We start from the raw sequence: 13,401 nt of genomic DNA, 5'->3' as shown, positions 1-13,401 counted from the left end.
GAGATCGACCCGAGCGTCCGAGATCGACCCTCCGCGGGTCGACGTCGCGACGGGCGGGTCGACCTCGGTGCCGCCGGTGCCGGTCACGCGACCGTCGCCGGGTCGAGCCGTCCCGCGGCGGCGACGTCCCCCACCACGATGATCGCCGGGGGTCGGACCCCAGACTGGGCGGCGCGCTCCACGATCTCGCCGAGCGGGGCCCGCGTGACGCGCTGGCGCGGCGTCGACCCGTTCTCCACGATCGCGACGGGCAGCGCAGGGTCGGCCTCGGCGTCGAGGGCCTGGGCCGTGATGCGTGCGAGCTGCGAGACACCCATGAGGACCACCAGCGTAGCCGTGCGGTCGCGCACCCCGGCGAGCGCGGCGGCGTCGAGCCCGTCGTGACCGCTGACCACGTGGAACGCGGCGACCGTGCCCCGGTGCGTGAGCGGGATGCCCGCGAGCGCCGGGACGCTCAGCGCGCTCGACACGCCCGGCACGACGTCGACCGGCACGCCCGCCGCGCGGCACGCGAGCACCTCTTCGCCGCCGCGCCCGTAGACGAACGGGTCGCCGCCCTTGAGCCGCACGACGCGCCGGCCGCGCTGCGCGTGCTCCACGAGGAGGGCGTTGATCTCGTGCTGCGGCACGGGGTGGTGGCCGGGCGTCTTGCCGACGTCGATCACCTCGACGCCGGGCGCGAGCTCGTCGAGCACGTCGACCGGCCCGAGCCGGTCCGCGACGACGACGTCCGCCTCCGCGAGCGCCCGGCGGCCCCGGACCGTGAGCAGGTCGACCGCGCCGGGCCCTCCGCCGACGAGCGTCACACGCCCCAGGCCGCCCGGCGCAGGGCGGTGGCGCCGCTGGTCGGCCCTGCCGGAGCGCAGGTGCTCGGCGATCGCGTCGCGTACCGCGCGCGCCCGCCGCGGGTCCGGACCGCGCCGCTCGGCCGCGGCGTCAGCCGCTCGTCGTTCCCGGACGTCCGCCGGCACGCCGACCGCGGGGGCGCCCGTGACGACCCCGACGAGGACGTCGCCGCTGCGGGTCGTCGCGGGCGTGCGCGCGGTGCCCTCGTGCGCCGCCCCGGCGTTGACGCACCAGGTGCGGCGCGCGGCGGCCCACGCGGCGACGTCCCGGTTGGTCCCCGAGTCGTCCGTCGCCGCGAGCACGAGCCACGCGTCCTCGAGGTCGGACTCGCGGACGTCGCGCGGCGCCCAGGTGACGCGACCACCCGGCGCGACCTCGCCGTCGGCCCGCAGCCCGGCGGGTGACGGTGCCCGGAGCGGGGCGCGCAGCGAGGCGGCGACGAGATCGCGCAGGTCCTCGCAGACCTGGGGGGCGACGACGCGGACGTGCGCGCCGTCGTCGGCCATGGCCCGCGCGCGGCGGGCCGCGACGGGGCCGCCGCCCGCGACGAGCACCGTGCGCCCGGCGAGGTCGATCCCGAGGAGCGTCGTCACGACGCACCGTCCGCAGGCCCGGCGGCGTAGGGGCGCAGGCCCACGTGCACGACGCCGTCGCGCACCTCGGCGGGCCACGTCGCCAGGTCCGGCGCGAGGCCCTCGACGGGCGCGTACCCGGCGGTCTCGAGGCAGCGACCGGTCGTGAGGTCGAAGACCTGCTTGTACATGGGGCCGGCGACCGTCGGCACGCCCCCGCGCGTGCCGACGATGCCGCGCGACAGGACGTTCGCACCGGAGAACGGGTCGCGCTGCTGCACGACGCGGACCGTGTCGTCGGGGAGGCGGAACAGTGCGACCTGCACCCCGCCGACGAGGGCGGCGGCGCCGCGTTCGACCAAGAGGTCGCGCAGGAGGCACACGCGCTCCCACCCCGCCGCGTCCGACGTCGGCGTCTCTACGGGGTACGCGGCCTGCTCTGCTGGCACGACGCTCATCGACGGACCTCCAGGGTCGTGCCGGCGATCACCACGGGGCCGGCGGGGACGGTGGCGAGACCCGAGGCGCGGGCCTCCTCGAGGGCGGCCCGCTCGTCCGCCCTGGCGGGCCGGATCTGGCCGCGCTCGGTGACGTACGCGAGGTCGGGGTCGGGCTCGGCGGGCGCGTTGACGAACGAGCCGAAGCGGCGCAGCTTCTCCGGGTCCTCGAGGACGGCGCGCCACTCGTCCTCGTAGTCGCCGACGTGGCGGGCCATCGCGGCGTCGAGGTCGGCACCGATGCCGAGCGAGTCCTCGACGACCACCTCGCGGATCGCGTCGAGACCGCCTTCGTGGTCCTCGACCCACGCGGCCGTGCGCTGCAGGCGGTCGGCCGTCCGGACGTAGTACATGAGGAAGCGGTCGATGGTGCGCACGAGCGCCTCGTCGTCCAGGTCCTCGGCGAGGAGCTGCGCGTGCCGGGGCGTGAACCCGCCGTTGCCGCCGACGTACACGTTCCAGCCCTTGTCCGTCGCGATGACGCCGACGTCCTTGCCGCGCGCCTCGGCGCACTCGCGCGCGCACCCCGAGACGCCGAGCTTGATCTTGTGCGGCGAGCGCAGGCCGCGGTACCGGAGCTCGAGCTCGACGGCCATGCCCACCGAGTCCTGCACGCCGAACCGGCACCACGTGGACCCGACGCACGACTTCACCGTGCGCAGCGACTTGCCGTACGCGTGGCCGGACTCGAACCCGTGCTCCACGAGCCGGCGCCAGATCTGCGGGAGCTGCTCGATGCGCGCCCCGAACATGTCGATGCGCTGGCCGCCCGTGATCTTCGTGTAGAGCCCGAAGTCCTTGGCGACCTGCCCGATGACGAGCAGCCCGTCCGGTGTGATCTCTCCCCCCGGGATGCGCGGGACCACCGAGTACGTGCCGTCCTTCTGCATGTTCGCCAGGACGTGGTCGTTCGTGTCCTGCAGCGTCGCCTGCTCGCCGTCGAGGACGTGACCGTTGCCGAGCGACGCGAGGATCGACGCGATCGTGGGCTTGCAGATGTCGCAACCGCGCCCGGCGTCGCGCACCAGCACGGCACCCTGCGTGGCTGCGCTCTCGTCCACCGGCGCAGTGACACCCCGGCCGAACCGCGCGACGATCTCGCTGAACGTGTGCAGGTCCGCGACGCGCACCGCGTCGAAGAGCTGCGCGCGCGAGAGGTCGAAGTGCTCGCACAGCGCGTTCGAGACCTCGACGCCGGCCCGGGCGAGCTCCGTCGTCGTGATCTTCTTGACGAGCGGCAGGCACGACCCGCAGCTCGTCCCCGCGCGCGTGCACGCCTTGACGCCCGCGAGGTCGGTGCACCCGTGCTCGGTGACCGCACCCCGGATCGTGCCCGCGCCGACGTTGTTGCACGAGCAGACCGTGGCGTCGTCGGGGAGCTCGAGGTCCGGCGCCCCGCCGCCGGACCCCTCGGGGAGCAGGAACAGCCCCGGGTCGCCGGGGAGCTCCGTGCCCAGCATCGGCCGCAGCGACGCGTACGGCGCGGCGTCGCCCACGAACACGCCGCCCAGGAGGGTGCGCGCGTCGTCGGACAGGACGAGCTTCTTGTAGACGCCCGCGACCGGGTCGGCCCAGACGAGCTCCATCGCGCCCTCGGTGCGGCCGTGCGCGTCGCCGAAGCTCGCGACGTCGACCCCCTGGAGCTTGAGCTTGGTCGCCGTGTCCGCACCGGGGAACGTCGCCTCGCCGCCGAGCAGGCGGTCCACGACGACCTCCGCCATGGCGTAGCCCGGCGCGACCAGGCCGAGGCACCGGCCCTCGAGGCACGCGACCTCGCCGACCGCCCACACGTGCTCGTCCTCGGTGCGGCACGCGAGGTCCACGACGGCGCCACCGCGCTCCCCGACCGCGAGCCCCGCCGCGCGCGCGAGCTCGTCACGCGGCCGCACGCCCGTCGCGAGGACCACGACGTCGACGTCGAGCCGGCCGCCGTCGGCGAAGTCGAGCCGGCCCACGTGCCCGGTCTTGCGGGAGACCCTCAGCTCCTTGGTCCCGGTGTCGCACCGGACCGCGATGCCCATGCCGTTGATGAGGCGCTTGAGGGCCTCGCCGCCGCCCAGGTCGATCTGCGCGTCCATCAGGTGCGTGCCGAACTGGACGACCGTGGCCTGCGCGCCGAGGGCCTTGAGCGCGCCCGCGGCCTCGAGGCCCAGGAGTCCGCCGCCGATGACGGCGCCGCGCACCGGGCGTTCCCAGCCACCCTCGGTCCTGGCGTCGCGCCGCTTCTCCTCGACCCAGCCGCGCAGTGCCGCGACGTCGTCGATCGTGCGGTAGACGAACACGCCGGGCAGCTCGTTGCCGGGGATCGGGGGGCGCGCGGCGTTCGAACCGGTCGCGAGGACGAGCTCGTCGTAGGCGTGCACGCGCCCGAGCCGGTCGGTGACGGTCTGCGCCTCGCGGTCGATCGACGTCACCGCGCAGTCGCGGTGCAGCGTGACCAGCGGGTCGTCCCACAGGGCAGGGTCGCCGAGCGTGAGCTCCTCGGCGTCGCGCGCCGAGAAGTAGCTCGTCAGGGCGACGCGGTCGTACGGCTTGCGCGGCTCCTCGGCGAAGAGCGAGACGCGCCACGTCCCTTCGGCGTCGCGCGCGCGCAACGCCTCGACGAGCCGCTGCGCCACCATGCCGCCGCCGACGACGACGAGGTGCCGGGGCGCACCGGGGGCCGGGGCGGGGGCGGGATCGGTCTGCGGTCCGGTCACGGCAGGCTCCTGGGGCGTCGGGGCGGATCGGTCACCGTCCGCGGGGTCCGACGAGAGCGAGGAGAGGCCCCCGGGGATGGTGCTGACGACGCTACGGACGGGCGGTTTCGCGACCGTGCCCCGCCCGTTGCCCGTCCGTAACGGTGTTCTCACCCGGCCGGACGTCGCCGTGTGAGGTCGGCGGAGCGGTGCGAGACCGGCAGGTCGTGTCGAGATCGGCGATCGTGACTGCCGATCTCGGCAGGGCTTGCCGACCTCACGCGCCGAGGCCGACGCTCGCCCGTGCGCCGTCGGCCTGCGGCTGCTCCGGGTCGGTCTGCGCGAGCCAGTCGACCAGGCCGCACACGACGTCCTTGCACCCGCCGCAGCCCGTCGTCGCGCGCGTCGCCCGTGCGACGTCGTCGACGCTCCGGGCGCCGTCGTGCCAGCAGCCCACGACGTCGCCCTTGGTCACGCCGTTGCACGTGCACACGGTCGTGCGGTCGGGCATGAGCGTCGGGGACGACGCCGGCGCGGGCGCCTGCGCGACCGGGCGCAGCAGCAGGTGGGCCGGGTCGGCGGGCACGGGGACGCGGCGCGTGTACGCGGCGGTGAGGTCGGCGCCCACCTCGGGCGCGCCGACGCACGTCGCGCCGACGAGCAGCCCGTCCGCGACGACGACCTCGACGTGCCGCCCCGCCGCCGGGTCGCTCAGCGTCACGGACCGGTGCGCCGCGTCGGGCGCGCGACGCTCGCCGCACACGCCCATCGTCACGATCTCGAGCCCCGCCGCCTTGACCCGCACGACGTCGGTCCCGGCGGTCGCGCGCGTGCCGACCCCGGGGTCGGACGTCGGCGCGAGCGGGCGCGCGACGACGTCCGTGGCGAGCCGCAGCGCCACGCTCGGCCGGTCGGCGGCCGGTCCTCGGCGCGCACGCCGCCGGTCGGGCGCGGCCCCCTGCGCGGCGCCCGGCCTCCCCGCGCCGTCGGCCCCGGCGGCGAGCCGCTCCGCGAGGTGCTGCGCGAGCCGGCGCGCCTGGTCCCACCCCTGGGCGATCAGCCCGGTGCCGCCCTCGGGCGGCTGGGCGCAGTCGCCGATCGCGAACACGCGCGGGTCGTCCGGGCTGGCGAGGTCGGGCCCGACGACGACCCCACGGTCGACCGTGAGCCCCGCCGCCCGTGCGAGCCCGGCCTCGGGCACGGTGCCGCACGCGAGCACGACGAGGTCGGCGTCGAGGTCGACGCGACGCATGCCGTCCGGCGCTCCCCCGGCCGCGCCCGGCCGATCCGCCGCGCGGTCGTGCGGGCCGCCGTCGGGCACGCGGAGCGTCACGCCCCGCACGCTGCCGCCGGCCACGACCACGCGCTCGGTCCGGGCTGAGGTCCAGGCGCGCACCCCGAGCCCGGCGAGACCGCGCGCGACGACGCCGCCCGCCGCACGGTCGAGCTGGCGGTCCATCACGCTCGCGCCGCCGTGCACGAGGCTCACGGCGACGCCGCGACGCGCGAGCCCGCACGCGACCTCGAGGCCGAGGACGCCCGCTCCCACGACGACGGCGTGCCGCGCGTCGAGCGACCTCGCGACGATCGCGCGTGCGTCGTCGAGCGTTCGCAGGACGTGCGCGCCACGCGGCAGGCCGCCGGGCAGGCCGGTGAGGCCGGGCACCTCGGGGACGCGCGCCGCGGCGCCCGTCGCGAGCACGACGACGTCGTACGGGTAGGCACCCTCGCCCGTGAAGACGCGGCGCGACGCCCGGTCGACCGCGAGGGCCTCGGTGCCCCGCCGGACCGTGACGCGCGCGTCGTCCGCGACAGGCAGGGCGATCGTCGCGACGTCGGCCCGGCCCGCGACGACCTCGCTGAGCAGCACGCGGTTGTACGGCTCGTGCTCCTCCGCGCCGAGCACGGTGACCTCGACGCCCGCCGAACCCCCGGAGGCGCCGCACCGCGCCGCGAGGTCGCCCGCGAACCGCGACCCGACCATGCCGTGACCGACCACGACGACGCGCGTCATCCCACGACCTCCTGGAGCGCAGGGGCGCGTCGCACGTCCACGGCGCAGACCTTGAACTCCGGCATCCCGGAGACGGGGTCGGTCGCGTCGGTCGTCACGCGGTTGACGCTGCCCACGCCGCCCCAGTGGAAGGGCATGAAGACCGTGTCCGGCCGGACGCGGTCCGTCCACCGCACGACCGCCTCGATCGCGCCGCGCGCGGTCGTGAGGCGCGCCCGGTCTCCGTCGTCGATGCCGAGGCGCGTGCCCAGAACCGGGTGGACCTCGACGAACGGCTCCGGGACGAGGCGGTCGAGCTCCGGCACGCGCCGGGTCTGCGCGCCCGACTGGTAGTGCTGGAGCACGCGGCCCGTGACGAGGTAGAGCGGCGCGTCGGGCCGCACGTCGTCGCTCGGGCCCGTGTGGTCGACCGCGACCAGGCGGGCACGTCCGTCCGGCGTCGGGAACCGGTCGAGGAACATCCGCGGGGTGCCCGGGTGGTCGGGGGACGGCACCGGCCAGTGCAGGCCCGGGCCGCCGTCCGCCTCGTCCGCGTCGAGGCGCGCGTGGCTGAGCCCGGCGTAGTCCGCGACGCCGCCCGCGGACGCGCGCGCGAGCTCGTCGAAGACGACGGCCGGGTCGGTCGGGAAGGAGACCGGCGATCCCAGCCGACGCGCGAGCTCCGCCAGGATCCACAGCTCCGACCGTGCCTCGCCCGGCGCGACGACCGCGCGGCGCCGTCGGATCACGCGACCCTCGAGCGACGTCATGGTGCCCTCCTCCTCGGCCCACTGCGTCACGGGCAGCACGACGTCCGCGAGCAGCGCCGTCTCCGACGGCACGAGGTCGCACACGACGAGCAGGTCGAGCGCGCGCAGGTTCGCCGCGACCCGGTCCGCGTCCGGGGCGCTCACCACGACGTTCGACCCGTGCAGGAGCAAGGCGCGCGGGCGCCCGTCCTCGGCGTAGGTCGTGGTCGCACCGCCCGGTCCGGGCCGCGCGCCGAGCGACCGCAGGAGCTCGACGGCGGGCATCCCAGGACCGGGGAGCGACTCCGGGTCGACGCCCCACACCGCGGCGACGTGCGTGCGGGCCGCCGGGTCGTCGATCCTGCGGTACCCGGGGAGCTGGTCCGCCTTCTGCCCGTGCTCGCGTCCGCCCTGCCCGTTGCCCTGGCCGGTGATCGCGCCGTACCCGGACCCCACGCGGCCGGGCAGGCCGAGGGCGAGCGCGAGGTCGATCGCCGCGGTCACGGTCGCCGTACCCTGCGCGGACTGCTCGACGCCGCGGCCCGTGAGCACGTACGCACCCGCGCCCCCGTGGACGGGCGACGCCGCCGCGAGCAGCCGGGCGACGTGCCGCAGCCGTCCCGCCGGCACCCCGCACACCGTCTCCGCGCGCTCGGGCCACCACCCGGCGACGGACCGGCGGACGTCGTCGAACCCGGTCGTGCGCGCGTCGAGGTAGGCCGTGTCCGCGAGCCCCTCCGCGACCACGACGTGCAGCAGCGCGAGCAGCACCACGAGGTCGGTGCCCGGGACCGGCTGCAGGTGCACCCCCTGCCCGACGGCGTCCCCCGCCTCCCCCGTGAGCGCCGCCGTCGCGCTGCGGCGCGGGTCCACGACGACGAGCCCGCCCCGCGCGCGCACGCCGGCGAGGTGCTGGACGGACGGCGGCATCGTCTCGGCGACGTTCGACCCGAGCAGCAGCACGGCGTCCGCGCCGCCGAGGTCGGCGAGCGGGAACGGGAGCCCGCGGTCGGCGCCGAACGCGCGGTTCGCCCCCGCCGCGGCGGACGCCATGCAGAACCGCCCGTTGTAGTCGATGTTCGCGGTCCGCAGCACCGTGCGCGCGAACTTCCCGAGCGCGTACGCCTTCTCGTTCGTCAGGCCGCCGCCCCCGAACACCGCGACGGCGTCGCAGCCGTGCGCGGCCTGGACCCGCTCGATCCCGGCCGCGACCACGTCGAGGGCCTCGTCCCACGGGGCGGGCCGGAGCTCGCCGCCGGGCCCGCGCAGGAGCGGGCTCGTCAACCGGTCGGGCGCGCGCAGGACCGTCGCGCTCGTCCAGCCCTTCTGGCACAGCCCGCCCCGGTTGGTCGGGAAGTCGCGCGGGGCGACCGCGACCGGCAGCGGGCCGCGCGCGGGGGTGAGCGTCATGCCGCACTGGAGCGCGCAGTAGGGGCAGTGGGTGTCCACGCTCAGATCCCGGCCGCCGCGAGGGCCGAGCCCTCGCGCAGGTAGACCGCCCACGCGACGACCGCCATCACGGCGTACATCCCCACGAACGTCCACAGGGCGGGCACGAGCGAGCCGGAGAGGCTCGTCGACGCGGCGAACCCGCGCGGGATGAGGAACCCGCCGAACGCGCCGACGGCGCCCGCGATCCCGATGCACCCGGCCGCGGCCTGGCGGGCGCGGACCCGGGCCGCGGCGAGGGCCGCGGGGTCGCTCGCCGTCGGGCCGTCGAGGGCCCGCGCCGCGCTCGCCTGGAAGACGGCCGGGATCATCCGGTAGGTCGAGCCGTTGCCGACGCCCGTCGCGACGAACAGGACGAGGAACGACGCGAAGAAGAGGCCGAAGCTGTGCGTCTCCAGCGCCCGGATCGCGCCGACCGCGCCGAGCGCCATGACCCCGTACGACGCGATCGTCACGCGCGCGCCGCCCAGGCGGTCCGCGACGATGCCGCCCAGCGGCCGGGACACCGAGCCGACCAGCGCGCCGAGAAACGCGATCGAGAGCGTGACCTCCGGGAACTGGCCCGCGAGGAGCGTCGGGAACGCACCGGCGTAGCCGATGAACGACCCGAACGTCCCGATGTAGAGGAACGAGATGATCCACGTGTGCCGGTTCCGCGTCGCGACGGCGAACGACCGCGGGTCCGCCTTCGCCGTGGCGAGGTTGTCCATGAACCGCCACGCGAGGAACGCCGCGAGCAGGATGAACGGGATCATCATGAGGCCCGCGCGCTCGAGCGCGACACCCGCCCCGGCGACGATGACGAGCGGCACCGCGAGCTGCACGACCGCCGTCCCCAGGTTGCCGCCCGCGGCGTTGAGGCCCAGCGCCTTGCCCTTCTCCCGCTCCGGGTAGAAGAACGAGATGTTCGCCATCGAGGACGCGAAGTTGCCGCCGCCGAAGCCGGCGAGCGCCGCGACGGCCAGCATCACGCCGAACGACGTGCCGGGGTCCTGCACGACGACCGCGAGCGCCGCCGTCGGGAGCAGCAGGAGGAGGGCGGACACGACCGTCCAGTTGCGCCCGCCGAACAGGGGCACGGCGAACGTGTAGGGGATGCGCAGCGTCGCTCCGACGAGGCTCGGCACGGCGATGAGCCAGAACTGCTGGTCCACGGTGAAGGTGAACCCGGCGGCGGGGAGCTGCGGCACGACGATCGACCACAGCGCCCAGACCGCGAAGCCGAGGAACTCCGCGAACACCGAGATCCCCAGATTGCGGGTCGCGACCCGGCGGCCGCCGTCGCGCCAGAACGTCGGGTCCTCCGGGTCCCAGCGGTCGATCCACCGCCCGGAGCGGCGGTGCGGCGTCCTGGGTGGTGCCGGGGCGAGTCCCGCGGCGGGCGGCGTCGCGGGCACGACGCCGGACGTGCGGGCTGCGGACTGCTCACCCTCGTGGGTGGTGGGGCTCGTGGGCGCGGACATGGCGGCTCCTTCAGCAGGTCCCGGTCAGTGACCAGGACGCTAGGAACGCCGTGTTTCCCCCGCGCGCGACCCCCGTTAAGCCCGTGTGAGGTCTTCCGCACACCCGCTCGGCGGCCGCTGTGAGCGGCCGTCCGTGCGGTCGCCGTCAGCCCTCGACGCCGGTCGCCTCGTGGGACGAGCCCACCGGCTTGGACTCGGGCGACCCGCGCTCGCGCAGGTAGATCGCGAGCACGACCATGCTGAGGACGGCCAGCATCTCGGACTGCCAGTTCTGGAACGTGCGGCTCCAGAAGTCCGGCATGGACAGGTACTCCGTCCACGGCACGGGGTCCTGGAGGTCGCGCAGCTGCTCCTCGCTGAACGCGACCGCACCCGCCGCCGACTGCGCGGCCCACGACCCGAGGAAGATCGCGCCCATGACGAGCGACAGGGAGCGCGAGTAGACGGCGAGCCGCCAGCCCCGGGCGCGGGCCCACGCCGGGGAGTCGGCGGTCGCGTGCTCGCCGACCTTCTGGTCCTCGTCGGACTCGCGGCCCGCCTGGTCGAGCTTCTTCGACTCGGGCGAGCCCCGCTGCACGAACCACACCGTCGCGGTGATGAAGAGGAGGAACTGCAGGTACTCGGACTGCCAGTTCTCCGTGACGTCGACCCAGAACGCCGACGACAGCACGTACTGGCCGAACGTCACCGGGTCGAGGCCCGCCGCCCGCTGGTCGGTGTTGAAGACGGCGACGCCGCTCACGGCCTGCGCGACGAGCGACGCGAGGAACGCGAGCGCGAAGAACAGGCTCAGCGAGCTCGCGCGCAGGCCACCGAGGACGCCGCCCTTCCCGCTGCCGGCGCTCATCGGTGCACCGCCGCCAGCACGACCGTGACCGCGAGGCCCGCGACGACGAGCACGAGCGTGGCCCAGAACATCAGCCGTGGGACCCTCATGCCTCCACCTCGCAGTCGTAGGGGCGGTCGTCGCGGGGCGTGCAGCCCGCCGCGGTGACCACCCACGCGTCACCGGAGAGCGCGAGGAAGACGGTGTCGGTCGCCGTCACGACCTGCGCCTGACGTCCCGCGACGTGGACGTCCTCGACGACGACGGCGGGTCCGGCCGCGGCCAGCCCGGCGAGCGGGCCGTCCGGCGCGGTGACGACGTCCGCGCACGGCTCGCCCTCGTCGGCGGCGAGCGCGTCGGCGGCGTCGGGCAGGATCAGGGCGCACGCCGCGTCACCGTCCCCCGTGGCGAGCGCGCCCGCGAGGTCCTCGACGACGTCCCGCGCCTCCGCCGCGCCGGGTCCCGCGCACCCCGCGAGCGTGGCGGTCACGAGCGCGAGGGCCGCGAGCCCGACGCCCGGACCCGTCCGTGACCGCCGACCAGCACTCCCGAGCACACGACCCTCCCGTGGCGACGCCACGCCGACCGTGTCGCCGGCGCTGAGCCTCATGCTCGCGGTTCTGGGTGCGCTCGCAAGCAGTGGCCCAGGCACGGTTCGGCACGGGGCGCGCCCGCTCGGCACCTCGAGGTGCCGAGCGGCGCAACGAGTGCCGACGCGCGTCCCGCGTGCCGACGGGTGGGCTCAGCCCCAGACGAGACCGCGCGCCGGGTCCTCGAGGATCCGCGCGACGTCGGCCAGCACGCGCGCGCCGAGCTCGCCGTCGACGAGGCGGTGGTCGAAGCTCAGCGCGAGCTGCGTGACCCAGCGCTTGCGGATCTTCCCCTTGTGGACCCAGGGCTGTTCGCGGATCGCGCCGAACGCGAGGATCGCGGCCTCGCCGGGGTTGAGGATGGGCGTGCCCGTGTCGATGCCGAACACCCCGACGTTGGTGATCGTGATCGTGCCGTCGGACATGTCGGTGGGCGACGTGCGCCCGGCCCGCGCGGTCGCGGTGAGGTCCGCGATCCCGCCGGCGAGGCCGTGCAGGTCGAGACGGTGCGCGTCCTTGATGTTCGGCACGACGAGCCCGCGCGGCGTCGCCGCCGCGATCCCCAGGTTCACGTAGTGCTTGTAGACGATCTCCTGCGCGGCGTCGTCCCAGCTCGCGTTGATCTCCGGGTGGCGGCGCACCGCGAGCAGCAGCGCCTTGGCGGTGACGAGCAGGGGCGTGACGCGCACGTCCGCGAACTCGCGGTCCTCCCGCAGGGTGCGGACGAGCTTCATGGTGCGCGTGACGTCGACCGTGTGGAAGACCGTCACGTGGGGGGCGGTGAACGCGCTCGTGACCATCGCCTCGGCCGTGCGCTTGCGCACCGACTTCACGGGCACGCGCGTCTGGCGGCCGTCGGCCGTGACGGCGCCCGTCGCGAGCCACGGCTGGTCGTCGTCGGCGTACGTCGCGAGCGGCTGCGCCTTCGCCTGCTCGTGGTAGGCCTGCACGTCCTCGCGCGTGACGATCCCGCCCGGGCCGGTGCCCGCGACGCTCGCCAGGTCGACGCCCAGGTCCTTCGCGAGCTTGCGCACCGGCGGCTTGGCCAGCACCGGCAGGGTCGCGTGCCCGACGGCGGCCGGCGCGCTCGCCCGCGGGGCGGGGGCGGGTGCCGGGGCCGGGGCCGACGGCGCGGTGCTCGCCGCCGGGACCGTCCGGTCCGGGGTCGCCGGGCCGGGGCGGTCGGTCCTGCCGGGCCGTGCGGCCCCGGCTCCGGTGGGCTCAGCGGGCGCGGCAGCGGTGGGCGCGGCGGCGGGCTCGGCCGCGCGGCGCCGACGTCGGGCCGTGCCCGGCTCGACGGTGCCGTACCCGACGAGCACCGAGCCGGACCCCTCGCTCGCGGCGGGGGTCGCGTCGCCGGTGCCCGCCTGCGGCGACGCAGCCGCTGCGGGCGCGTCCGCGCCGTCGGGCACGACGCCGGCCGGTGCGGTCGGTGCCGGGGCGGTGCCGCCCGGGTCGGTGTCCACGACGATGATCGGCACGCCGACCTCGACCGTCGTGCCCTCGGGCGTGAGGATCTCCGTGACGACGCCCGTGTACGGCGACGGCAGCTCGACGAGCGACTTCGCCGTCTCGATCTCGACGATCGTCTGGTTGACCGTGACGGCGTCGCCGACGGCGACGTGCCAGTGCACGATCTCGGCCTCGGTGAGGCCCTCGCCCGCGTCGGGGAGGTTGAACTTCTCGAAGGTGGGCACTGCGTGGTCCTCCTGGTGGTCCCGGTCGGCGCTGTCGAGGT

General features: G+C 76.0%; 9 protein-coding genes. All 9 read right to left on the bottom strand.

Annotated elements, in window-relative coordinates:
• Positions 1-83 precede the first annotated feature (83 nt).
• The 9 genes from cobA to MT994_RS11390 all read right to left on the bottom strand — a co-directional run bounded on the left by cobA (position 84) and on the right by MT994_RS11390 (position 13,360).
• The gene (gene cobA, locus MT994_RS11430) at positions 84-1,439 is read right to left on the bottom strand and encodes a uroporphyrinogen-III C-methyltransferase (protein WP_354806337.1); all 1,356 of its coding nucleotides are present in this window, start codon (positions 1,437-1,439) and stop codon (positions 84-86) included.
• On the bottom strand, positions 1,436-1,876 hold the full coding sequence (gene nirD / locus MT994_RS11425; RefSeq protein ID WP_354806336.1) for a nitrite reductase small subunit NirD: 441 nt from the start codon (positions 1,874-1,876) through the stop codon (positions 1,436-1,438). The genes cobA and nirD overlap by 4 nt, the downstream gene beginning before the upstream one ends.
• The gene (gene nirB, locus MT994_RS11420) at positions 1,873-4,614 is read right to left on the bottom strand and encodes a nitrite reductase large subunit NirB (RefSeq protein WP_354806334.1); all 2,742 of its coding nucleotides are present in this window, start codon (positions 4,612-4,614) and stop codon (positions 1,873-1,875) included. Before nirB ends, nirD begins: the two co-directional genes overlap by 4 nt.
• Positions 4,615-4,870: 256 nt before the next feature.
• Entirely contained in the window at positions 4,871-6,607 is a 1,737-nt protein-coding gene (locus MT994_RS11415; RefSeq protein WP_354806333.1) for an FAD-dependent oxidoreductase, read from the bottom strand.
• Positions 6,604-8,784: a molybdopterin oxidoreductase family protein gene (locus MT994_RS11410; protein ID WP_354806331.1), complete on the bottom strand. Its 2,181-nt coding sequence runs from the start codon at positions 8,782-8,784 to the stop codon at positions 6,604-6,606. Before MT994_RS11410 ends, MT994_RS11415 begins: the two co-directional genes overlap by 4 nt.
• Before the next feature lie 2 nt (positions 8,785-8,786).
• Positions 8,787-10,247: an MFS transporter gene (locus MT994_RS11405; RefSeq protein ID WP_354806330.1), complete on the bottom strand. Its 1,461-nt coding sequence runs from the start codon at positions 10,245-10,247 to the stop codon at positions 8,787-8,789.
• Between the two features lie 145 nt (positions 10,248-10,392).
• The gene (locus MT994_RS11400) at positions 10,393-11,094 is read right to left on the bottom strand and encodes a DUF6766 family protein (RefSeq protein WP_076403851.1); all 702 of its coding nucleotides are present in this window, start codon (positions 11,092-11,094) and stop codon (positions 10,393-10,395) included.
• A gap of 85 nt (positions 11,095-11,179) precedes the next feature.
• Positions 11,180-11,683, bottom strand: coding sequence for a hypothetical protein (locus MT994_RS11395; protein WP_128957644.1), 504 nt, complete (start codon positions 11,681-11,683; stop codon positions 11,180-11,182).
• A gap of 132 nt (positions 11,684-11,815) precedes the next feature.
• Positions 11,816-13,360: a dihydrolipoamide acetyltransferase family protein gene (locus MT994_RS11390; RefSeq protein WP_354806329.1), complete on the bottom strand. Its 1,545-nt coding sequence runs from the start codon at positions 13,358-13,360 to the stop codon at positions 11,816-11,818.
• Positions 13,361-13,401 lie beyond the last annotated feature (41 nt).

It is taken from the genome of Cellulosimicrobium sp. MI9406, assembly GCF_040595865.1.
Lineage (GTDB): Bacteria > Actinomycetota > Actinomycetes > Actinomycetales > Cellulomonadaceae > Cellulosimicrobium > Cellulosimicrobium funkei.
The sequence above is the reverse complement of the archived record's forward strand: the minus strand, read 5'-3'. Positions and strand labels throughout refer to the sequence as shown.

Excerpts from the sequence above, each read along its gene's own strand:
- nirD (WP_354806336.1), bottom strand. The coding sequence starts at position 1,876 with ATGAGCGTCGTGCCAGCAGAGCAGGCCGCGTACCCCGTAGAGACGCCG.
- MT994_RS11415 (WP_354806333.1), bottom strand. The coding sequence starts at position 6,607 with ATGACGCGCGTCGTCGTGGTCGGTCACGGCATGGTCGGGTCGCGGTTC.
- MT994_RS11405 (WP_354806330.1), bottom strand. The coding sequence starts at position 10,247 with ATGTCCGCGCCCACGAGCCCCACCACCCACGAGGGTGAGCAGTCCGCA.
- MT994_RS11400 (WP_076403851.1), bottom strand. The coding sequence starts at position 11,094 with ATGAGCGCCGGCAGCGGGAAGGGCGGCGTCCTCGGTGGCCTGCGCGCG.
- MT994_RS11395 (WP_128957644.1), bottom strand. The coding sequence starts at position 11,683 with ATGAGGCTCAGCGCCGGCGACACGGTCGGCGTGGCGTCGCCACGGGAG.